This is a genomic window from Micromonospora matsumotoense, assembly GCF_050951065.1.
In the GTDB taxonomy this organism is placed as follows: Bacteria; Actinomycetota; Actinomycetes; order Mycobacteriales; family Micromonosporaceae; genus Micromonospora; species Micromonospora matsumotoensis.
Genome location: NZ_CP192025.1, coordinates 1,573,107 through 1,594,656, shown reverse-complemented (window position 1 = coordinate 1,594,656; position 21,550 = coordinate 1,573,107). Strand labels below are relative to the sequence as shown.

At 73.0% G+C, this 21,550-nt stretch carries 21 protein-coding genes and 1 pseudogene; 10 read left to right on the top strand and 12 right to left on the bottom strand.

Annotation, left to right across the window (positions count from 1 at the left end; all coding sequences use genetic code 11):
- Positions 1-137 precede the first annotated feature (137 nt).
- The 7 genes and pseudogenes from rnc to rsmD form a co-directional block, all read right to left on the bottom strand.
- A pseudogene (gene rnc / locus ACQP1S_RS07335) lies at positions 138-869 on the bottom strand (ribonuclease III); the annotation flags it as partial.
- Between the two features lie 109 nt (positions 870-978).
- A complete protein-coding gene (locus ACQP1S_RS07330) occupies positions 979-2,004 on the bottom strand; it encodes a phosphate acyltransferase PlsX (RefSeq protein WP_432904480.1) in 1,026 nt (341 codons plus the stop codon).
- Positions 2,005-2,118: 114 nt separating this feature from the next.
- Complete coding sequence (rpmF, locus tag ACQP1S_RS07325; protein WP_091245808.1) at positions 2,119-2,292, bottom strand: 50S ribosomal protein L32; 174 nt, start codon at positions 2,290-2,292, stop codon at positions 2,119-2,121.
- 5 nt (positions 2,293-2,297) lie between these two features.
- Positions 2,298-2,861: a YceD family protein gene (locus tag ACQP1S_RS07320; protein WP_432904477.1), complete on the bottom strand. Its 564-nt coding sequence runs from the start codon at positions 2,859-2,861 to the stop codon at positions 2,298-2,300.
- Positions 2,862-2,971: 110 nt separating this feature from the next.
- Positions 2,972-3,469: a hypothetical protein gene (locus ACQP1S_RS07315; RefSeq protein ID WP_091245801.1), complete on the bottom strand. Its 498-nt coding sequence runs from the start codon at positions 3,467-3,469 to the stop codon at positions 2,972-2,974.
- 153 nt (positions 3,470-3,622) lie between these two features.
- Positions 3,623-4,108, bottom strand: a complete 486-nt coding sequence (gene coaD / locus ACQP1S_RS07310) for a pantetheine-phosphate adenylyltransferase (protein WP_357887362.1) — start codon at positions 4,106-4,108, stop codon at positions 3,623-3,625.
- Positions 4,105-4,668: a 16S rRNA (guanine(966)-N(2))-methyltransferase RsmD gene (rsmD, locus tag ACQP1S_RS07305; RefSeq protein WP_091245793.1), complete on the bottom strand. Its 564-nt coding sequence runs from the start codon at positions 4,666-4,668 to the stop codon at positions 4,105-4,107. The genes coaD and rsmD overlap by 4 nt, the downstream gene beginning before the upstream one ends.
- A 306-nt stretch (positions 4,669-4,974) precedes the next feature.
- Here rsmD and ACQP1S_RS07300 point away from each other — a divergent pair, with 306 nt between their 5' ends.
- From ACQP1S_RS07300 to ACQP1S_RS07285, 4 genes are all read left to right on the top strand, one after another.
- Complete coding sequence (locus tag ACQP1S_RS07300; RefSeq protein WP_432904472.1) at positions 4,975-6,246, top strand: hypothetical protein; 1,272 nt, start codon at positions 4,975-4,977, stop codon at positions 6,244-6,246.
- 97 nt (positions 6,247-6,343) lie between these two features.
- Entirely contained in the window at positions 6,344-7,207 is an 864-nt protein-coding gene (locus ACQP1S_RS07295; protein ID WP_432904469.1) for an ABC transporter ATP-binding protein, read from the top strand.
- 9 nt (positions 7,208-7,216) lie between these two features.
- The gene (locus ACQP1S_RS07290; protein WP_432904466.1) at positions 7,217-7,978 is read left to right on the top strand and encodes an ABC transporter permease; all 762 of its coding nucleotides are present in this window, start codon (positions 7,217-7,219) and stop codon (positions 7,976-7,978) included.
- A 30-nt stretch (positions 7,979-8,008) separates the two neighbouring features.
- Complete coding sequence (locus ACQP1S_RS07285; protein WP_432904463.1) at positions 8,009-8,779, top strand: MerR family transcriptional regulator; 771 nt, start codon at positions 8,009-8,011, stop codon at positions 8,777-8,779.
- 100 nt (positions 8,780-8,879) lie between these two features.
- Here the strand turns inward: ACQP1S_RS07285 and recG are convergent, their stop codons facing one another.
- Together recG and ACQP1S_RS07275 are read right to left on the bottom strand one after the other, a co-directional pair.
- Positions 8,880-11,084, bottom strand: a complete 2,205-nt coding sequence (gene recG, locus ACQP1S_RS07280; protein ID WP_091245767.1) for an ATP-dependent DNA helicase RecG — start codon at positions 11,082-11,084, stop codon at positions 8,880-8,882.
- Positions 11,081-12,703, bottom strand: a complete 1,623-nt coding sequence (locus ACQP1S_RS07275; RefSeq protein ID WP_432904460.1) for a DAK2 domain-containing protein — start codon at positions 12,701-12,703, stop codon at positions 11,081-11,083. The genes recG and ACQP1S_RS07275 overlap by 4 nt, the downstream gene beginning before the upstream one ends.
- A gap of 252 nt (positions 12,704-12,955) precedes the next feature.
- Here ACQP1S_RS07275 and rpmB point away from each other — a divergent pair, with 252 nt between their 5' ends.
- Positions 12,956-13,147 carry a 50S ribosomal protein L28 gene (gene rpmB / locus ACQP1S_RS07270; protein ID WP_007456456.1) on the top strand — a complete coding sequence of 64 codons (192 nt, stop codon included), beginning with the start codon at positions 12,956-12,958 and terminating at the stop codon, positions 13,145-13,147.
- 110 nt (positions 13,148-13,257) lie between these two features.
- Positions 13,258-14,511 (top strand): ATP-grasp domain-containing protein, encoded by a 1,254-nt coding sequence (locus tag ACQP1S_RS07265; RefSeq protein ID WP_432904456.1) that lies wholly within the window; start codon positions 13,258-13,260, stop codon positions 14,509-14,511.
- A gap of 25 nt (positions 14,512-14,536) precedes the next feature.
- Here the strand turns inward: ACQP1S_RS07265 and ACQP1S_RS07260 are convergent, their stop codons facing one another.
- Together ACQP1S_RS07260 and ACQP1S_RS07255 are read right to left on the bottom strand one after the other, a co-directional pair.
- Complete coding sequence (locus ACQP1S_RS07260; RefSeq protein WP_091245759.1) at positions 14,537-14,998, bottom strand: GNAT family N-acetyltransferase; 462 nt, start codon at positions 14,996-14,998, stop codon at positions 14,537-14,539.
- A 22-nt stretch (positions 14,999-15,020) separates the two neighbouring features.
- The gene (locus ACQP1S_RS07255) at positions 15,021-15,959 is read right to left on the bottom strand and encodes a thiamine-phosphate kinase (RefSeq protein ID WP_432904452.1); all 939 of its coding nucleotides are present in this window, start codon (positions 15,957-15,959) and stop codon (positions 15,021-15,023) included.
- A gap of 122 nt (positions 15,960-16,081) precedes the next feature.
- Between ACQP1S_RS07255 and ACQP1S_RS07250 the strand changes: the two genes are divergently transcribed.
- The 3 genes from ACQP1S_RS07250 to ACQP1S_RS07240 all read left to right on the top strand — a co-directional run bounded on the left by ACQP1S_RS07250 (position 16,082) and on the right by ACQP1S_RS07240 (position 18,390).
- The gene (locus tag ACQP1S_RS07250; protein WP_067305404.1) at positions 16,082-16,315 is read left to right on the top strand and encodes an Lrp/AsnC ligand binding domain-containing protein; all 234 of its coding nucleotides are present in this window, start codon (positions 16,082-16,084) and stop codon (positions 16,313-16,315) included.
- Positions 16,316-17,041 (top strand): DUF3515 family protein, encoded by a 726-nt coding sequence (locus ACQP1S_RS07245; protein WP_432904449.1) that lies wholly within the window; start codon positions 16,316-16,318, stop codon positions 17,039-17,041.
- Positions 17,042-17,196: 155 nt separating this feature from the next.
- Positions 17,197-18,390 carry an MFS transporter gene (locus ACQP1S_RS07240; RefSeq protein WP_432904446.1) on the top strand — a complete coding sequence of 398 codons (1,194 nt, stop codon included), beginning with the start codon at positions 17,197-17,199 and terminating at the stop codon, positions 18,388-18,390.
- A 398-nt stretch (positions 18,391-18,788) separates the two neighbouring features.
- On the opposite strand, the gene ACQP1S_RS07235 is transcribed toward ACQP1S_RS07240, so the two are convergent.
- Positions 18,789-18,917: a hypothetical protein gene (locus tag ACQP1S_RS07235; RefSeq protein WP_432904444.1), complete on the bottom strand. Its 129-nt coding sequence runs from the start codon at positions 18,915-18,917 to the stop codon at positions 18,789-18,791.
- A gap of 492 nt (positions 18,918-19,409) precedes the next feature.
- On the opposite strand from ACQP1S_RS07235, the gene ACQP1S_RS07230 reads away from it, so the two are divergent.
- On the top strand, positions 19,410-21,545 hold the full coding sequence (locus ACQP1S_RS07230) for a hypothetical protein (RefSeq protein ID WP_432904442.1): 2,136 nt from the start codon (positions 19,410-19,412) through the stop codon (positions 21,543-21,545).
- Positions 21,546-21,550 lie beyond the last annotated feature (5 nt).

The following is a 21,550-nucleotide window of genomic DNA, read 5'->3' as shown; positions in this document are numbered from 1 at the left end:
CCGGGCGACCCACCGGCCCCGGAGTCGAGGTCGGAGTCGGCGGCCGGGCCGGACCCGGCGGAGCCGTCCACCCCGACGGAGCCGTCCACCCCGACGGAGCCGGTCGACGCGGCCGGGGCGAGGGGGTCGGGCTGCGCGGCGTCCGCACGGTCCCGCTCGGCCTGCGCGGTCAGCTCCCGCCAGGCCGCCTCGGCGGCCCGCTGCTCGGCCTCCTTCTTGCTGCGGCCCTCGGACCCGCCGTAACGGTTGCCGGCCACCACCACCCAGGCGGTGAAGGTCTTCAGGTGATCGGGGCCGGTGCCCTCGATCCGGTACTCGGGCACGCCCAACCCCAGCGCGGCGGTCAACTCCTGGAGGCTGGTCTTCCAGTCCAGCGCGGCACCCCGGCCCGCCGACTCGGCCATCAGCGGATCGAACAGCCGGTGGATGACGACCGCCGCGGTGTCCAGCCCGTACTGGAGGTAGATCGCGCCGAGCAGTGCCTCCAGGGTGTCGGCGAGGATGCTCGCCTTGTCCCGTCCGCCGGTGCTCTCCTCCCCCTTGCCGAGCAGCAGATAGGCGCCGAGCCCGTCCGGGCCGAGCCCCCGCGCCACGTCGGCCAGGGCGCGCATGTTGACCACGCTGGCCCGCAGCTTCGCCAACTGCCCCTCGGGCAGGTCCGGGTGGTTGCGGAACAGCGCCGTGGTGATCACCACGCCGAGCACCGAGTCACCGAGGAACTCCAGCCGCTCGTTGGTGGGCAGCCCGCCGTTCTCGTACGCGTACGACCGGTGGGTCAGCGCCCGCTCCAACAGCTCGGCGTCGAGGGTCACCCCGAACGCCGCCTCCAGGTGGCTGGCGGGCGCGCGCCGCCGCTTGTCGTTCGTCATGCTGCTACCTCTGCTTCGTTCCCGCCGGCGGGGTACGCGGGCTCATGACCCGCGCGCCGGGCGACCTGTTCGTTCAGGACTGCGAGGCTGGCCGGCGCACGCCTGGTGCTCATGGCCACCCCTTCGGCTCGCTACGATCTGCCGCGGGGTGCCCGGCGGACCCGGCCAGCGCCTCCCCGTGCTCCTGGTCGGTGCCGTCGCCGGTCGGCAGGCCGGCGATCTGCTCCCGGACCCGGTCGGTGGCCCGGCGACGCCACAGGTGGGCGGCCAGGGCGATGCCGGAGGCGACGTCGTCGGGGGTCGCCGCGCCGTGGCAGACCACCACGGTGCCGGCCACCCCGAGCAGGGCCGCCGCTCGTGGGGCGCCACCGCTGGCCGGTGGGCCCCCGGCCATCGCGTACGCCCCCTCGATGGCCTTGAGCAGCACGTTACCGGTGAAGCCGTCGGTGACCACCACGTCGGCGCGCAGGCCCAGCGTCACGTCGTAGCCCTCGACCAGGCCGACGTAACGGGCGTCGCAGGGCAGTGGGGCGGCGGCGAGCAGGGGGTCGGCGGTGCGGCGGGGGCGGTCCCCCTTGCCGGCCTCGGTGCCGACCGAGAGCAGGCCGACCCGGGGCGCGACGATGGCGTGCGCGACGGCGGCGTAGGCCGCGCCGAGCACGGCGTGCCGCGCCAGGGTGGCCGGGCGGGGTTCCAGCGAGCCGCCGACGTCGAGCAGGATCACCGGCCCGGAGACGGCCGGTAGGCTCGCCACCAGCGCGGGCCGGCGCACGTCGGTCCAGCGGCCGAAGCCGAGGGCGGCGGCGGAGACGGTGGCGCCGGTGGACCCGGCGGAGACGAGCGCGTCGGCAGCGCCGTCGCGGACGGCGGAGACGGCCGCGCGGACGGTGCTGTCGGCGCGCGGCGCATGGTCGGCCGGCCCGGCGGCGGTACGGGTCGCGCGGATCGTGATCCGGGTCCGTTGCGCCGGGGTCAGGGCGTCGACCACCCCGGCCGCGACCTCGGTCGGGCCGACGAGCAGCAGGTGCAGGTCCGGGTCGGCGCGCACCGCCCGCAGAGCGCCGTCAACCACGACGGCGGGAGCTTCGTCCCCGCCGAGGAGGTCAACGGCGATCCGCGCGGTGCCCGGCCCCATCGGGACGCCGGCCGGAGCGGGCCGGCCGACGTCGGAGGGAGCCGGGGCACCGGGCGATCGCCTGGGTGCGCGCGCCACCCGACCTGTGGTCGGGGGTGTCACTCGGTGTCCAGGTCAGACCTCGAGAACCTGGCGGCCGTTGTACGTGCCGCAGACGGAGCACGCCGCATGCCCCAGCTTGGGGGACTTGCACTGCGGGCAGGCCACGGTCGGCACCACGGCCGCCTTCCAGTTCGCCCGGCGGGACCGGGTGTTGCTGCGCGACATCTTGCGCTTCGGGACGGCCACGGTTCCTACTCCTCTGTACGGTTCAGTTGCGACAGGCTCGCCCAACGCGGGTCGGTCTGCTGGTGACTGTGCTCGGCCGGCAGATCGTCCCAGTGCACCCCGCACTCGGGGCACAACCCTGGGCAGTCCTCCCGGCAGAGCGGGTTGGTCGGCAGCGTGAGCACCACCGCGTCCCGCAGCGCCGGCTCCAGGTCGATCAGATCGTCCTGCATCCGGCCCACCTCGTCCTCGTCGGTCGTGTCGTCCGTGGTGCTGTTCGCGTACGCGTACAACTCCTGGACGTTCACGGCCACCGAGTAGTCGATCTCGCGCAGGCAACGGCCGCACTCGCCCTGGACGGGACCGGTGATGGTCCCGGAGACGAGCACGCCCTCGGACACCGACTCCAACCTCAGGTCGAGGTCGAGGTCCGCGCCCACCGGCACGGTGATCAACTCCACGCCGAGGTCTGCCGGTGCCGGCACGACCCGCCGATGCGTACGCAACGCACCAGGGCGACGCGGCAGGTCCCTCGTGTCGAGGACCAGCGGCGCCCTGGGGTTGAGTGATGAAGGCGAGTGTTTGGGCATAGTCAGACTCCGGCCGGTGAGAGGCCGACAAAAAAGGTTACCTGGGCGACCGCCGGATCGTCGAACCGGGGGCGACGCCCGACCCGTCCGTCGGTGCGATGAGGTGCCGCTCAGAAGGGTAGCGGGCGCTCCGCCTCCTCCCCACCGAAGGTGCCGATCTCCCGCAGGGCGTGCATCTTGTCCCGCCCACGCTCGATCGACGCCAGCGCCCGGGTGAGGAACTGCTCGAAGTTCGCCAGCGCGGTGTCGACGTAGTCGTCGACCTCCTCACGCAGCCGCTGCGCCTCGGCGCGGGCCTCCGCGATGATCCGGGCCCCCTCGTGCTCGGCGGAGACCGTGATCTCGTTCACCGACACCAGCCGGGCGTGTTCCGCCTCACCCTCGCTGATGATCCGGTCGGCCTCCCGCTTGCCAGCGTCCATGATCTTGTCCCGCTCCTCCAGGAGGGCGGCGGCGCGGCGCAGGTCGGCGGGGAGGTTGGCGCGCATCTCGTCGAGAGCCGCGATCATCTCGCCCCGGTCGACCATGCAGTTGTTGCGCGACATCGGGACGGAGCGCGCCTGCTCCAGCACGCCGATCAGTTCGTCGATGCGATCGAGCGGGTCCACCGGTACCTCACTCCTGTCGTTCGTCTGCCGACCTACATGATGCGGCCTGCGCCCGACTTCGGCGCTGCACCACATGATGTCGTGCCCCGGCCACCACCGCCGCCACCACCCCGGCCCGACGCGCCGCCCGCGTCCGGCGGGCCGGGTGGACGGTCAGGGGCGCGGAACTGTCAGGCGGGCCTGCAACGCCTGCCGGACGGTGTCGGGAACGTGGGAGGAGATGTCGCCACCCCACTTGGCCACGTCCTTGACCAGGCTGGAGGAGAGGAACGAGTAGAGCGGATTGGTCGGCATGAACAGCGTCTCCACGCCGGCCAGGCCGATGTTCATCTGGGCCATCTGCAACTCGTAGTCGAAGTCGCTGACCGCCCGCAGGCCCTTGATCAGCACACTCGCCTCCTGCGCCCGGCAGAAGTCGACAAGCAGCCCACGGAAGGACGCGACCCGCACGTTGCCGTACGAGGAGGTCACCTCGTGGAGCATGTCGATCCGCTCCTCGACGGTGAACAGGCCGCTCTTCGACTGGTTCACCAGCACGCCGACGATCACCTCGTCGAAGAGCCGACTGGCCCGTCCGATGATGTCGAGGTGCCCGTTGGTGACCGGGTCGAACGAGCCGGGACACACCGCACGTCTCATGATCGGCGACCGTACCAAAGAGTGGTCTCGCCGTAACGCCGGCTGCGTTCGGCGGTGATGCCCTGCACCCAGTCGACCGGTCCGCTGCGGGTGGACCGCTCGACCACCACCAGCGCGTCGGGGGCGAGCCAGGCGTGCTCGACCAGGGCGGCCAGCAGGGCGGCGATCTCGGCATCGGGCACCGCGTAGGGGGGGTCGGCGAAGACCACGTCGTACGGCTCGTCGCCGGGGCCGGCCGCGAGCACGCCGGCCACCCTGCCGGTGACCAGCCGGGCGGCCGGGGCGGCCCGGAGCACGGCGACGTTCTCCCGGATCACCCGGGCGGCCCGGGGATCGGATTCGACCAGCAGCACGTGCGCCGCGCCCCGGGACAGCGCCTCCAGCCCGACCGCGCCGGAGCCGGCGTACAGGTCGGCGAAGCGCGCGCCGACCAGGTCCACCTCGGCGGAGACCGCACTGAACAGCGCCTCCCGCACCCGGTCGGAGGTGGGGCGGGTGCCGGCGCCGGGGGGTGCGGCGATCCGCCGACCGCCGAGCGTGCCGGCCACGATCCGGGTCACCGTCTCCCCCTGTGCATGCGTGTGACGCTACGCGACACGCGCGGCGGGCGGACAGCGCGGTGCACCCCGCCCCGGTGTTCAGATGATCACTTACGGTACATCAAAGATTTCAGATGCATAACAACACCCCTGGTGCCAGCTGTGCGCTATGTCCGGGTCGGCAGGCCCATTAGGGTCGGCCCGGTGCCGGCGCCGCTCCGCCGGCCGGTACGCCGCACGGCGCCGTCGCGGCGCTCCACACGCCCGCCGCGACCCGGCAACGCCGTCCTCGCCGCACCCTGACGCACCCTCACCCCGGGAGTACGCGTGATCCGTCCCCAGCTGTCGCTCCGGCGACCGCTCGCCGTGACCGCCGCCGCCCTGGCCGGCCTGGCCACGGTCCTTGCCTGCACCGCCCCGGCGAGCGCCAGCCCGGCCTCGCCGTCCCCCACGGCCACCACGGCGGTGCCGACGCCCAGCGCGACGGCCACCACCCCGCCGAGCGAGCAGCCCACGCCGTCCTGCGTCGCCGCCGCCGACGCGCGTTACACGCACACCTTCGACGGTCCGGCGGGCCGCGCCTCGATCACCCTGACCAACGGCCCGCTCTGCCGGGGCGAGGAGCAGGAACTGGCCCTGGTGTCGTACGTGACGCCGTCGGCGAAGTTCGCCGTGCCGCAGTACGTGCTCGACAAGTCGATCAAGAAGTTCACCGGGGTCGCCCCGGGCGAGCTGGGGGTGGCCACCCTCGACTTCGCCGTCGAGGTGCCGAACTGCTACACCCAGGTCGACTTCGTCTTCGGCAGCAAGCTGATCGACCCGCTGACCGACACCAGCGACCGGTACGGCGACCGCAAGGTCGGTAGCCCGTCCGGCATCGGCGCCCGCTCCACCGGCCCGCGCGCCTGGTTCAACGGCGGCTCGGGCACCTGCTCGGCGGCGCCCGAGGTGATCGTCGAGTCCGACTGCGACGGCAACGTCGAGCTGACCCTGGTCAACCGCAGTGGCAACGCCGCGGCGACGTTCACCATCACCGGCAGCGGCGGCTTCACCGAGAAGGTGACCGTCCCGCTGCGCAAGATCGAGAAGCAGAAGCTCAGCGCCGGGGAGGCGCAGGAGATCACCGTGACGGCCGCCGGCATGAAGGACTTCACCGGCGGCTGGCAGAAGCCCGAGGACTGCCAGCAGCCCGGGGTCGGCACGCCCGACGCCAGCTACGAGTCCAGCTGCGACAAGATGATCTTCCGGATCAGCAACCCGGAGGACGGCACCCCGCTGACCTCCGTCTTCACCCCCAACAAGGGCGAGCCCAAGAAGCTGACCGTCGAGCCCGGCCGGACCGGCACGGTCAGCTTCCCCGCCCGCAAGGGCCTCACCGTCACCGTCACCGGTGACCTCGACTCCGGCGGCCCGCTCAAGTGGGAGCAGCCGAAGGACTGCCCGTCCACCGGCGGCGGTGGCGGCGGCGACCAGGACGGCGGCCTCCCGGTGACCGGCGCGGCTGCCGGTGCCATCGCGGCCGGCGCGGCCACCCTGCTGGCGGCCGGCGCGGTGCTCTTCGTCGTCGCCCGACGTCGGCGGATCCGCTTCACCGTCTGACCCGCACCACACCCGGGGCGCGTCGACCGACCGGTCGACGCGCCCTCGGCATGTCCGGCTTGACACTGACGCAGCGTCAACCCCGGATGCTGACGCCATGTCAGCCGATCAGTCGACACCGTCGCCGGCCCGCGGGCCCGCCATCCAGGTCCGGGGCCTGGAAAAGTCCTACCAGGAGTTGCACGTGCTGCGCGGGGTGGACTTCGACGTCACCCCGGGCAGCATCTTCGCCCTGCTCGGCTCCAACGGGGCGGGCAAGACCACCGTGGTACGCATCCTGGCCACCCTGCTCAAGCCGGACGGCGGGACGGCCCAGGTGCACGGTCTCGACGTCGTCACCCGGGCGGCGAGGGTGCGGGAGTCGATCAGCCTCACCGGGCAGTTCGCCGCCGTCGACGAGATCCTCACCGGCCGGGAGAACCTGGTGCTGGTCGCCCGGTTGCGGCACCTGTCGGACCCCGGTCGGATCGCGGACGACCTGCTCGGCCGCTTCGCGCTGACCGACGCGGCCGGCCGGCGGGTGTCGACGTACTCCGGTGGCATGCGCCGTCGCCTCGACATCGCGATGAGCCTCATCGGCGACCCGCCGGTGATCTTCCTCGACGAACCGACCACCGGGCTCGACCCGCAGGCCCGGCTGGAGGTGTGGCAGGCCGTCCGGGAACTCGCCCGGCAGGGCACCACCGTGCTGCTCACCACGCAGTACCTCGACGAGGCCGAGCAGCTCGCCGACCGGATCGCGGTCCTGCACCACGGGCGCATCATCGCCGACGGCACGCTGGCCGAACTCCGGCAGCTGCTCCCGCCCGCCACGGTCGAGTACGTCGAGAAGCAGCCGACGCTGGAGGACGTGTTCCTCGCCATCGTCGGCGACACCGGCACCGGCAGCACCGGCAGCACCGGCAGCACCCGCACCGACGCCACCGTGGACGCCGTCCGCCCCGACGGCACGAGCAGCTGAGGACCCCCGATGACCAGACACTTCCTCGGTGACACCGCCACCCTGCTGGGGCGGTCGCTGCGACACATCAGCCGCAGCCCGGACACCATCATCACCACCGCGATCATGCCGATCGCGTTCCTGCTGCTCTTCGTCTACGTGTTCGGCGGCGCGATCGAGACCGGGTCCGACCGGTACGTGAACTACCTGCTGCCCGGCATCCTGCTGATCACGGTCGTCTCGGGCATCTCCTACACCGCGTACCGGCTCTTCCTGGACCTCAAGGGCGGCATCTTCGCGCGGTTCCAGTCGATGCCGATCGCCCGCTCGGCGGTGCTCTGGGCACACGTGCTGACCTCGCTGGTCGCCAACCTGATCTCGCTCGTGGTGGTGGTGCTGGTGGCCCTCGCCATGGGCTTCCGTTCGGGGGCCGGCGTGCTGGGCTGGCTGGCGGTCACCGGCATCATGCTGCTGTTCACCCTGGCGCTGACCTGGCTCGCGGTCATCCCGGGCCTGACCGCCACGTCCGTCGACGGCGCGAGCGCGTTCTCCTACCCGCTCATCCTGCTGCCGTTCGTCAGCTCGGCCTTCGTGCCCACGGACAGCATGCCCGGCCCGGTGCGCGCCTTCGCCGAGCACCAGCCGGTGACCTCCATCGTGAACACCATCCGCGCCCTGTTCGCCGGGCAGCCGGTGGGCGGCCAGGTGTGGATCGCGCTCGCCTGGTGCGCCGGCCTCCTCGTCGTCGCGTACGCGGGCGCGATGGCCGTCCACCACCGCAAGGTCGGTTGACGGTGCTCCCGCGTCGGGCAGGCTGAGGCCATGTTGACGATCGGACGGCTGGCGTCCTACGCCGGGGTGACCATCCGCGCCGTGCGGCACTACCACCAGATCGGGCTGCTCGCGGAGCCGGAGCGCGACGCCTCCGGCTACCGGACGTACGACGCGACCGCGGTGGTGCGGCTGGTCCGGATCCGGACCCTCGCCGAGGCCGGCGTCCCGCTGGCCCGGGTCCGCGAGCTGCTCGACGCCGACCCGGAGGCGTTCGCCGCCGCCACCACGGGGATCGACCAGCAGTTACGTGCCCAGATCCGCGCGCTGCAGGAGCACCGGCGGCGGATCGCCCGACTCAGCGGCGGTGACACCCTCGCCGTCCCCCGGGAGGTGGTCGACTACCTGGACCGGCTCCGGGCCGCCGGTGTGCCACCGGTCGCCGTCGAGGCCGAGCGGGACGTGTGGATCCTGATGGCGGCCCGCTGGCCGGACGCGATCCCGGCGATGATGGCCGACAAGGTGGCCCAGCTGGACAATCCCCAGGTCGTCCAGCTCTACCGGCTGGTCGGTCGGCTCGCGGAGAACTGGCAGGACGAGGAGTTGCTGCGCGAGACGGCCGACCTGATGGCCGAGATGTTCGCGCAGGCGGAGGCGAACGGCGAACTGGAGCTGCAGGACGAGGTCACCCCCGACCCGGCGTTCGTCCGGCTGATGGACTCGTTCGCCGACGCCGCCCATCCCGTCGTCGGACGGCTGCGCACGCTCGTCGCCGACCGGGGTTGGACCGGCTGGACCGTCGTGCAGAAACGCCGGTCCTGAGACGCCCCGCCGGGCCGGTGGGGACATGGTGGCGGCGCCCGATCCGACGGCTGCCGCCCCGACCACCGACCCGGCGTGCTCACCCGACGAGGGTGGTGGGTCAGCCCTTCTCCAGGTATTCCGCGCGCTCCTCGTCGACCAGGGCGGCGACCGAGGCGGCCAACGCCGGGTGCCGCGCCAGCTCCGGGTCCTCCCCGACCAGGGTGAGCGCCTCGGCGCGGGCGTCCCGGATCAGGTCGGCGTCGCGCAGCAGGGACAGCAGCCGCAGGTGCGAGCGGTGGCCGGACTGGGTCGCCCCCAGCACGTCACCCTCCCGACGCTGCTCCAGATCCAGCTCGGCCAGCTTGAACCCGTCGGTGGTGGAGGCGACCGCGTCCAACCGTTCCCGCGCCGACGAGCCCTCGGCCGCCTCGCTCACCAGCAGGCAGAGCCCGGCGGCCGAGCCCCGACCGACCCGGCCCCGGAGCTGGTGCAGCTGGGAGACGCCGAACCGGTCGGCGTCCAGCACGATCATCACGGTGGCGTTGGGCACGTTCACGCCGACCTCCACCACCGTGGTGGCGACCAACACGTCCAGCGTGCCGTCGGCGAAGGACCGCATCACCGCGTCCTTCTCGTCGGCGGGCAGCCGGCCGTGCAGCACCCCGATCCGCAGCCCGTGCAGCGGCCCCTCGGCGAGCAGTGGCGCCACCTCGGTCACCGCCAGCGGCGGACGTCGCCCGTTGTCGTCCTCGCGGGGCGGCTCCTCCTCGGTTGCCGGCCCCTCACCGATGCGCGGGCACACCACGTACGCCTGGTGGCCGGCGGTGACCTCCTCGCGGACCCGCCGCCAGGCCCGGTCCAGAAAGGCCGGTTTCTCCGCCGCCGGCACCACGTGCGAGGCGATCGGGGACCGCCCCTGCGGCAGTTGGGACAGGGTGGAGGTCTCCAGGTCGCCGTAGACGGTCATCGCCACCGTGCGCGGGATCGGGGTGGCGGTCATCACCAGCACGTGCGGCGGCTGTTCGGCCTTGGACCGCAGGGCGTCGCGCTGCTCCACGCCGAAGCGGTGCTGCTCGTCGACCACCACCAGGCCGAGGTCGGCGAAGTCGACCCCCTCGTAGAGCAGGGCGTGGGTGCCGAGCACGATGCCGGCCCGCCCCTCGGCGACCTCCGCGAGGGCCCGGCGGCGGGCCGCCGCGCCCAGCGAACCGGTGACCAGCTCCACCCGGGTCGCGTCGTCGGCCGCGCCCAGCTCACCGGCCTGGGCCAGCGGCCCGAGCAGGTCGAGCATGCCCCGGTGGTGCTGGGCGGCGAGCACCTCGGTCGGCGCGAGCAGCGCCGCCTGACCGCCCGCGTCGACCACCTGGAGCATCGCCCGCAACGCCACCACCGTCTTGCCGGAGCCGACCTCGCCCTGCAACAGCCGGTGCATCGGGTGCGGTCCGGCCAGGTCGGCAGCGATCTCGACGCCGACGTCGCGCTGGCCGGAGGTCAGCTCGTAGGGCAGCCGGGCGTCGAACGCGTCGAGCAGGCCGCCCGCCCTGGCCGGGCGCGGGGTGGCCGGCCAGGATGCCGCCCGCAGCTTGCGCTGCACCAGGGTCAGCTGCACGGCGAACGCCTCGTCCCACTTGAGCCGGCGGCGGGCCCGGTACAGCTCCTCCTTGCTGGACGGCCGGTGGATCTCGCGCAGTGCGGTGCCGATGCCGACCAGTTTCCGGCCCACCCGCAGCCCGGTCGGCAACGGGTCGTCCGGCGGGGTGACGGTGTCCAGCACCACCCGGACGCAGCGGGCGATCACCCAGGTCGGCACGGCCGCGGCGGCCGGATAGACCGGAATCAGCGCCCCGGCGAACTCCTCGACCTCCTCGGCGGCGGCCACCTCGCCCTCGCCGCCCTCGCCGAGCAGGACGTACTCCGGGCCGTTGAGCTGCCGCCTGCCCCGGAACTCGGTGACCTTGCCGGCGAACAGCCCCCACCGGCCGGGGCGCAGCTCCCGTTCCCGCCACGCCTGGTTGCCGAAGAAGGTCAGCGTCAGCGTCCCGCCGGAGTTGTCGCCGACGGTCACCTCCAACAGGTTGCCCCGGCGTTGCCGCATCGGGCGTACCGCCGTGCGCTGCACCTGGGCCAGCACGGTGACCTGCTCCCCGACGTCCAGCGAACGGATGTCGGTGTGCTCGCCGCGCTCGTCGTAGCGGCGCGGGAAGTGGTACATCAGGTCCCCGGCGGTGTGCAGGTCGAGGTGACCGGCGAGTGCCTTGGCGGTCTTCTCCCCCACCAGCTTCTTGAGCGCGGTGTCCACCGTGGCCGGCTCGGCCGTCGTCATTCGACCCCCACCAGGAGCGGATAGTGCGGTTGCCCGCCCGGGTACGCCTGCACCTCGACAAACGGCCAGCGTCGGCTCACGTGCTCCCGGACCGCCTCGGCGAGACCGGCCGGGGCGTCCGCGCCGGTGAGCAGGGTGACCAGCTCGCCGCCGCCGCCGAGCATCCGGTCAACCACGGCGGCACAGGTGTCGACGAGGTCGCTGCCGATCAGGTGGACCTCCCCCTCGACCAGGGCCAGCACGTCACCGGGGCGGCACGGGCCGGCGACGGTCAACGCCTCCCGGCTGGCGTGACAGACCTCGGCGTACCGGCAGGCGCCGGCGGCCTCGGCCATCGCGATGACGTCGTCGACGAACCGGCGCTGCGGGTCCCGGACGGCGAGCGCGGCGAGCGCCTGCACCGGCGAGCGGGTCGGCACCACGCTCACCTGCACCCCGAGCCGGTGCGCCTCCCTGGCGGCGGCGTTCGCCACCGCCTGGGTGTTCGGGTCGTTGGGGAGCACCACCACCCGGGCGGCGGCGGTGGCCCGGATCGCGTCCAGCAGCTCGCCGGTGGACGGGTTGCCCGGCACCACCGTGGCCCCCTCGCCACCGAACAGTTCGGCGATGCCGACACCGGCGGCGACCACCACGGCCGCCCGGCCGTCGGCGGGTTCGGGCCGGGCGGCCGGCGTGCCCTGGTCGGCGAACCGGGTCACCGAGATCCGGTACGGCCGGCCGGCGGCCACCCCGGCCTCGACGGCCGCCCCGACGTCGTTGACGTGGACGTGCACGTTCCAGGTGCCGGACTCGGCGGGTGAGCCGCCGTCGCCCACCACCACCAGCGAGTCGCCCAGCGTGGCCAGTTCGGCGCGCATCCGGGTCACCGCGTCGCGCGGGGCGTCGAGCAGGAACTGCACCTCGTAGGCGTACTCGGTGGAGCCGGTCTCCCGGACGGCGGTCAGCGGCGGGCGGACCGTGCGGGTCACCGGCGTCGGCCCGGGTGGGGACTCCCCCGTGACCACCTCGACCAGCGCGTCGAGCAGCAGGCAGAGCCCCCGGCCACCGGCGTCGACCACTCCGGCGCGGGCCAGTGCGGGCAACTGCTCGGGGGTGCGGGCCAACGCGCGGGCGGCCTCCCCGGCGGCGGCCCGGACCACCGTGCGCAGGTCGTCGCTGTCGGCCTGCTCGGCGGCGGTCGCGGCGGCGGCGGCCACGCTGAGCACCGTGCCCTCGACCGGCCGGGCCACCGCGGCGTAGGCGGCGGTGGTGGCGTCGCGCAGCGCGCCGGCCAGCGCCCGGCCGGCGACGGTGGGCACGACGCCGAGGGCGTCGGCGAGGCCGCGCAGGAGCTGCGAGAGGATCACCCCGGAGTTGCCCCGGGCGCCGAGCAGCGCCCCCCGGGCCATCAACCGCAGCGCGTGGCCGTGTGCGGTGGCGCCGTCCTCCGGCAGGGTGCCGAGCCCCCTCGACAGCGCCTGCTGGGCCGAGGTGAGGGTGAGCACGAGGTTGGTGCCGGTGTCCCCGTCGGGCACGGGGTAGACGTTCAGGTCGTCGATCTCGCCCTGGTGCCGGCGCAGCGCGGCGAGACCGCTCGCGCACCAGCGGCCTACCGCGGCGGCGTCGAGGGTGTCCAGCACGGCCAGAAGCCTACTGGCGGCGGCCGACACCCGCCGGGGTCGGCCGGCGTGTCCCCGCGCCGGCCGGCGGCGACGCCCCCGGGCGGTGACCGGCCCGGTCCGCGCGCCGCCCGGGGCGGTGACCGGATCGCCCGCCGCAGCGGCCCGGAAGGGCCGGTTGGTCGGGCCGGGGGTGCATCGGGTAACCTGGCCAGGTTGTCCGGGCAGCGCCTGCCGGCGACCTCATGAACGTATCAATCTCAGGAGTATCCCGTGGCTAGCGTCTGCGACGTCTGTGGCAAGGGGCCGGGCTTCGGCCACAACGTGTCCCACTCGCACCGGCGGACCAACCGCCGCTGGAACCCGAACATCCAGTCGGTGCGCACCCCGGCCGGTGGCGGCAACACCAAGAAGCTCCAGGTCTGCACCTCGTGCATCAAGGCCGGCAAGGTCACCCGCGCCTGACCAGGTAACACCTCCACCGCTCCAGCTCCGACAGTACCGGCGAGCCGTCCCGGCCCGCCGGTACTGTCGTGTCCCCGCACCCGGTGGCTGACCCGTACGGAGGACGACCGTTGGACCTCGACCTGGGCCGTGACGAGATGATCGTGGTGGGCGCCTCGATCGGCATGCTGCACTGGTTCGCCGAGGAGTTGCCGCCGGGAAGCGTGGTGCTCGTCGAGGAGCCGGAGATCATCGCCCGGCGGGACGTCGCCGGCACGGTGGCCCGCCTGCCGGTGGTCTCCCGGGTGGTGGCGGCCCGCTACCAGACCGGCCTGGACGTCGAGGAGTTGCTGGCCCGCGAGCCGGGACTGGCCGTCGCCCGGCTGGTGATGCCCGGCCTGGAGTACGCGGTCGGTGCCGCCGCCCGGCTCGCCGAACGGCTGGGCCTGCCCGGGGCCGGCCCGGAGGCCGCCGACGTCTTCTCCGACAAGCACCGGATGCGGCAGCTGGCCGACCGGGCCGGGCTGGCCAATCCGGCCTACGAACTGGTCGACTCCCCGCAGCGGGCGGCGGCGTTCGCGGCCCGGTTCGGTGGACGCTGCGTGTTGAAGCCGACCCGTCGCTCCGGCAGCCTCGGCGTACAACTGATCACCGAAACCGACGACGTGTCGGCGGCCTGGTCGGCGACCGCCACCCCGGAGGAACCGGTGGAGGCGGCCACCGACCTGCCCACCGAGGTGCTGGTCGAGCAGACCCTGGTCGGTCCGGAATACAGCGTCGAGCTGCTGGTCTCCGACGGCGAGGTGTGCTTCGGCAACGTCACCGACAAGCGGGTGCTGCCGGGCCGACGCCCGGTGGAGACCGGCCACACGGTGCCCTCGGCCCTACCGGCGGCCGGCCGCGCGGAGCTGGTCGGGGCGGCCACCCGGCTGGCGGCGGCGGCCGGTTTCCGCACCGGCGTGCTGCACAGCGAGTGGATCGTCGCCGACGGGGTGCCCACGCTGGTGGAGTGCGCCGCCCGGCTGCCCGGCGACATGATCGCCGCGCTGGTCTCGGTGGCGTACGAGTGCGGTTTCATCGACGCCTACCTGCGGACGCTGCGCGGTGAGCGGCCCCGGCTCCCGGCCCGCCCCTCCGGGGCGGCGGCGGTGGAGTTCCTGCTGCCACCGTCGGGGACGCTCACCGCGGTGGACGGGCTGCGCGACGCCCGTCGGGTGCCCGGCGTCCTCACGGTGCAGCTCGACGTGGCGGTCGGCGACCGGGTCGGCGAGGTGACCTCGTCGGTGCGCCGCAGCGGGCACGTGCTGGCCTGGGGCGCGGACCCGGCCGAGGCGACCGCCGCCGCCCGCGCCGGTGCCGGCCGGCTCCGCTTCACCGTCGGCTGACCGTCGCCCGGCCGCCGGGCGCGGGTCAGAGCACCCGGCCGAACGACAGGCAGCCGGGGGCGTCGGCGTAGTAGCCGAAGTTGGCGATCCGCTCGTACCCCGCCGAGGTGTACAGGGCGACCGCCTCGGGCTGCCGGTCGCCGCACTCCAGGACGATCCGCTTGCGCCCGTGCCGCCGGGCCGACTCCTCGACCGAGGCGAGCAGGGCACGGGCCACCCCGCGCCCCCGGACGGCCGGCACGGTGTACATCCGCTTCAGCTCGGCGGCGTCCTCGCCGTGACTGCGCCACCCCGCGCAGCCGACCGGACCGCCGTCGAGTTGGGCGACGAGGAAGTCGCCGTGCGGCGGGACGAACTCGGTCGGGTCGATGGGGGTCTCGTCGCCACTGCCGCCGTAGCGGACGCCCAGGTCGGCCAGGGTCGCCCGGATCAACGTCTGCGCCACCGGCGAGTCGAAGCCCTGCGGCCGGATCTCGATCTCACTCACGGGTGAAGGGTACGACCGCTCCTTACCGGAAGTGCTCCCAGCCGACCGGTCCGTCATATGCGTCACCATCGACGGTCACCCCGACGCCCTCGACCACCCGGCCCACCGTCCGCCACGACGGCGGCAGGGCCACCGCCGGGGGGAAGGTCGCGACCAGAGCATGGTCGTCGCCACCGGCCAGAATCCAGGTGTACGGGTCGACGCCGAGCGCCTGGGCGGCGTCACTCATCTGCCGGGGCACCTCGAAGCCGTCCCGGCGCAGGTCGACGCCGACGCCGCTGGCCTTGGCCAGGTGGCCCAGATCGGCCAGCAACCCGTCCGAGACGTCGATCATGGCGGTGGCGCCGAGTTGGGCGGCCTCCGGCCCGGCCGGATAGGGCACCTCCGGCCGCCGGTACGCCTCGACCAGCAGGCGCGGGGTGCGGAACCCCCGGGAGAGCACGGTCAGCCCGGCGGCGGCCCATCCGGTCCGGCCGGCCAGGGCCACCACGTCACCCGGCCGGGCGCCGGAGCGGACCACCGGTGGCCGGCCGTCCAGGTCACCCAGGGCGGTCACCGCGATGGTCAGGGTGGCGCTGGCGGACATGTCCCCGCCGACCACGCCCGCGTCGACCAGCGCCGCCTCGGCGGCCAGCCCGTCGGCCAGCTCCTCCGCCCAGGCGGTGTCCAGGTCGGCGGGGATGCAGAGGGCCACCAGCAGGGCGGTCGGGGTGGCGCCCATCGCGGCGATGTCGGCGAGGTTGGCCGCCGCCGCCCGGTGCCCGACGTCCCGGGCACTCGACCAGTCCCGCCGGAAGTGCCGCCCCTCGACCAGCACGTCGGTGGAGGCGACGACCCGCCGGTCGGGGGCGGCCACCACGGCGGCGTCGTCGCCCGGCCCGAGCAGGCAGGACGATCCGTACGTCAGCCGGGCGGTCACCCGGTCGATGAGGCCGAACTCGCCCACGTCCGCGACACCCATGTCTTCCTTCCGACACGCTCGCTAGCTGCTTGACCTCGACCACCGATAGGGATCGCCCCTGCTCCGTAGGGTATTTTCACCCTTCGGGCCGCCCCTGGGCGGCGACGGACGGAGGTCGAGTCGTGGTACAGGCGTACATCCTCATCCAGACCGAGGTGGGCCGGGCGCGGGACGTGGCCGGTCTGATCGCGGACCTTACCGGCGTGGTACGCGTCGACGCCGTCACCGGGCCGTACGACGTGGTCGTCCTCACCGAGGCGAACACCGTCGACGAGCTCGGCAAACTGATCGTCAGCAACGTGCAGATGGTGCCCGGCATCACCCGCACCCTCACGTGTTCGGTGGTGCGCCTGTAAGTGGACGAGAAGACTTCCTCCCCAGAGACCCCGACCGACGCCGTACCCACCACCGGCCCGGCTGCCGGGCGGCCCTCCGCCGGCCCGGCGACCGACCGGGCCGCTGCCGGTTCCGCTGCCGACCGGCCCGGGGCCGGTGCCGCCGACGGCCGACGGGCCGGTTGGGACCGGTCGACCCGCCGGGCCGCGCTCTTCGCCAGCCTGGTCGCCGTCCCGGTGACGGTGGCCGTGGCGGGCTTCACCTTCGCCAAGCTGTCCCCGGACCCGCCGGCCGCCGCGCCGAGCGCGTCGCCGACCACCCTGCGCGGCCAGTCCAGCACCCCGGTCGAGATGGCCGCCCCGGCGCTGGCCCAGCGGCCCGGTGTGGTGTGCCTGGCGCTGGTGTCGCAGTTGCCGGCCACCGTCCGGGAGCTGGCCCAGCGCCCGGTGACCGCCGGGGCCGAGCAGAACGCCGCGTACGGTGACCCGGCGTTGACCGTCGCCTGCGGGGGTCCCGAACCGACCGTGGACGCCACCGCCGACGTGTGGACCGTCAACGGGGTCTGCTGGTATGCCGCCGAACGGTCGGACGCCACCGTGCTCACCACGCTCGACCGGGAGACCGGGGTCACGGTGACGGTGCCCCGGGCGTACGAGGGGCCGTTGCAGTGGCTCACCCCGATCTCCGACGCGGTGGTCGCGTCCGTGCCGTCCGCCGGCGACAGCCCGTCCGGCTGCCGGCGCTGAGGTCCCCGCCGCCGCCCGGTGGCGGGGTCCCGGCAGCCGCCCGGTGGCGACCACGACCAAAAATCGTTTGACGGCACCGATAATCTGATCCTCCGTACCTGCGGCTGACCGCGGGTGGCGAGGGGGCCCTGCCCCCTCGCCACCCAGGAGCCGTCATGCGCCGGGCACCCGCCCTCTCGTTCCTCCTCGTCACCGTCTTCCTGGACATGCTCGGGCTCGGCCTGGTCGTGCCGATCATGCCGGCTCTGCTGAGCGCCGTCACCGAGGACGCCGGCGCCGCTGTCCGCTGGTCCGGCCTGCTCGGCTCGGTCTACGGCCTGTTGCAGTTCGTCGTCTCGCCGCTGCTGGGCCGGCTCTCCGACCGGTACGGCCGGCGGCCGGTCCTGCTCGTCTCGCTGAGCTGCCTCGGCGTCGACTGGCTGGCCCACGCCATCTCCCCCGGCCCGTGGACGCTGCTGCTGTTCCATGCGCTCGCCGGTGCCTGCGCGGGCACCTACACCGTGGTCAACGCGTACCTCGCGGACGTCACGCCACCCGAGGCACGGGCCCGCGCGTACGGGTTGGTCGGTGCCGCGTTCGGGCTGGGCTTCGTCGCCGGCCCGACCATCGGCGGTCTGCTCGGCGCCGTCGACGTCCGCCTGCCGTTCCTCGCCGCCGCCGCACTGTCCCTCGCCAACGTCGGGTACGGCTGGTTCGTGCTGCCCGAGTCGCGGCCCGGGGACCGGACGACCCCGTTGACCCTGCGGACGGCGAACCCGGTCAGCGCCATCGCCGTCGTCCTGCGTCGACCGGTGCTCGGCCGGCTCGGGTACGCCCGGCTCTGCGCCGACGTCGCCCGGATGACCCACCAGTCGACCTGGACGTTCTTCCTCACCCACCAGTTCGCCTGGGGCACCGCACGGGTCGGCGCGGTGCTGGCGGCGGGGGCGCTCGCCGGGGCGCTCTTCCAGGCCAGGGCCGTCGGGCCGATCGTGCGCCGGCTCGGGGACAAGCGGGCCGCGGTGGCCGGCGGGGTGCTCGGCGTCGCCGCGCTGGCGGGTACGGCGTTCGCCACGACGTCCTGGCTGCTCCACCTGCTCCAGGCGGTCGGCGTGCTCGCCTCGGTCGGTGGGGCCGCCGCGCAGTCGTGGCTCTCCCGGGCCGTCCGCGCCGACGAGCAGGGCACCGTGCAGGGGGCGCTGACCGGGATCGATGCCGCCGCCGAGACCGTGGTGCCGGTCCTGGCCGGCACGGCGTTCGCCTGGTCACTGACCCACGCGGCACCGGGCCTGGTCTTCGCCGCAGCGGCCGTCTTCGCGGCCGGGTCGACGCTCCTGCTGGCCACGACCCCCGACCTGCGACGGCCCTGAGCGCAGCGGCCGCGCCGCCGGGTCGGCCACCGTCGGCCGGCGGGCCGGACAGAAGAGACCGGGCCGGTGGAAATGCGGCGGGTCGGCGGTGGTGAGCCGCCTCCGCCGACCCACCGCAAGGGCCGTGATTGGGATGACCCGGTCCGGTGCCTGCCTTTTCATCCGGCCCCGTAGATGGGCACAGACCGCGCACATCCACTCCTGCATTTGCGTCCCGTGGAAGTTCCACGAAACCGGTGGGGCACCCCAAAACGATTTGGCCCATGCATGCTGATAGATGAAACAGCAGACCGATTCCATTGGCTGGGAATGGGCAACTCCTGGCGCTGGGAAAGGCAACCGCCGGCACTGGCCGACCCCGCGTTCACCGCTGCGGTATTCGCCATTTCCAGCCGGATTCACCCGACGGGTCGGTCGAAGAACTCAACATTCTCCGCGATCCATAGTGGATCAAGCGATTGCCCTACAAAAGGCGCGCACAGCACCCCGCCGGCGACGATCAACATGACCTCCACCTGCAGAAACACCGGAACCTCGCTACCTCGGCCCGCCCCGGACCGGGCAACATCGACCCGATCGACCGAAGGGATGGCCCGACAGTCGGCTGATCGGCGGACCAGCATGGACTGATCGGCCAATTTTGCCGCACGTCGATTGCCGTACCCGGAGCGAATGGCCGATGCGCCACCCCGTCCACACCCGACCGAGGACAACATTCTGGCCCCCGTCGGCTACAACCCTGTGAAGTGAACGTGAATGACATGTTTCGGCATCCCCGGAAAAGAGCACGTCAACACGGCTGACGCCGAGGGAACTCACCGTCAAGATCGGCGAAAACCACGTTACCGGAAGTTGAATCCGCGAGCTGGCCGCTAACACCCGACCCTGCTTGCGTCAATGCTCCACATGCGACAGGATTGAGCGCGGAATCCGCACGAACAATTGCTAGCCTTCGATAGCAACCCCGCCGTCCATACAGGACAGGCGGCATTGTTCGTCTCCTCATCGGAGGTCACCACATGGTCCCCACCGGACCTACGCGCCGTCGCGCGAACCGATTCGCCCTCGCCGGGCTGACCGCGCTCACGGTCCTGCTCGGCACCCAGGCTCCGGGCCTCGCCCAGCCGCCGACCGCGCCGGGCACAGTGGCCCAGCCGCCGAGCGCACCCGGCCTCGGCCAGATCGCGAGCAAGAAGGAGGCCCGACCCGGACCGCTGCCCACCCGGTCCGGCACCGTCAAGGTCACCAAGCCCTCGTCGGGTGCCCGCAGCGGCGGCGTGGGCACCCAGGCGATCAACGACAAGGTCGCGCTCCGGACGCTGATCCTGGCCACCGACCCGACGGACTTCGGCGTGGCCACGCTCACCACCACCCTGAACCGGGTCGGCGCGAGCTACGACATCCTCTACACCACCACCCAGACGGTCTCGGCGAGCACGCTCGTTGACGGCAACGGGGTGGGCAAGTACAACGCGGTCATCCTCACCAACAGCATGCAGCTCTACGAGTCGGGCGGTAGCTACCTCAGCGGCCTGACCAACACGGAGTGGAACACCCTCTGGTCCTACGAGCGCAACTTCGAGGTGCGGCAGGTCGCCCTCTACACCAGCTACGGCACCTGGCCGGAGGACTACTGCCTCAACTCCGCCGGTGAGGGCGCGGTCGGCGAGACCCCGCTGCCCGTCTCGCTGACCAGCAGCGGCGCGGCGGTCTTCGACTACCTCAAGAGCACCGCCCAGATCCCGATCACCCAGTCGTACGTCTACCGCACCTCGATCCGGGCCGGCTGCAACGCCGAGGCCCTGATGACCAACGGCTCCGACGTGCTGGCCGTGAGCACCACGTCGCCCGACGGCCGGGAGCGGATCGCGCTGACCTTCACCGCGAACCAGTACCTGCTCCACGCGGACCTGCTGGTCTACGGCCTGTTCCGGTGGGCCACCAAGGGCCTGTTCCTCGGTGAGCAGAAGCACCACCTCAACGTCGACATCGACGACTGGTTCGCCGCCTCGGCCCACTACATGGACGACGGCACCGTCGACTACGGCCCCGCGATCCGGACCACCGGGCACGACGCGGTCAACCTCGACGCGAAGCAGACCGCGCTGCGCACCGCGCACCCGCTGGCCTCGGGCTTCACCTTCAACATCCCCTACAACGGCGCGCAGATCGACCCGTTCGCCGGCAACACGTGCAGCCCGAACGGGGACGCCAACACCCTCACCGCCACCACGAAGTGTCTGAAGAACAACTTCCGGTGGATCAACCACACGTTGAGCCACCCCGCGCTGAACACCACGGACTACGCCACCAACCACGAAGAGATCACCGAGAACCAGAGCGCGGGCACCGCCATCGGGCTGAACCCCCCGGCCACCGTGCTCAAGACCCCCGAGTACTCCGGTCTCGGCGTCTACAACAACTCCAGCGGTGTGCTCACCGACCACGGCCTCACCGCGTCCAACCCGGACCTGATCGAGGCGGCGGCGGATCTCGGCATCACCACGCTGGCCGGCAACATGTCGTTCGCCAGCCACGTGCCGGCGAATTTCAACGGGTCCACCGCGCACCCGCTGGACCCGAGCATCGCGGTGGTGCCGTGCTGGCCGACGAACATCGCGTACCACACCACCAACCAGGCGGAGGAGGCGCACTTCTACAACTCCTTCTACGGCCCGACCGGCGTCTTCCCGTACTGGCCCACCGACCGCACCTACGCCCAGGTCCTGGACTACGAGTCCACGGTGGGGCTGCAGCACGTGTCGTCCGGCTCGATCTACTCGCACACGTTCCACATCGCCAACGTGCGTGACTACGGCTCGGGCAACACGCTGCTCACCGACTGGGTCGACGCCGTGCTGACCAAGTACGACTCGCTCTACTCGGTGCCGCTGCTCAACTCGGCGTGGACCGACATCGCCGCCTACACCAGGGCCCGGACGGCCCACTTCGCGGCGCTGGGCGCCGGGGCGTCGGCGATCTACGACCGGACCACCGGGGAGATCACGGTGACCTCGCCGGCCGCCGGCTCGCTGCAACTCGGTGGCGTGACCGCGGCCACCACGGGTGCCGGCACGTACGGCTCCGACGTCACCGTGCCGGTGACGCTGGCGGCGAACACCGCAGTGACGTTCAACGCCGCTCCCCGCGCGTAGCGCGG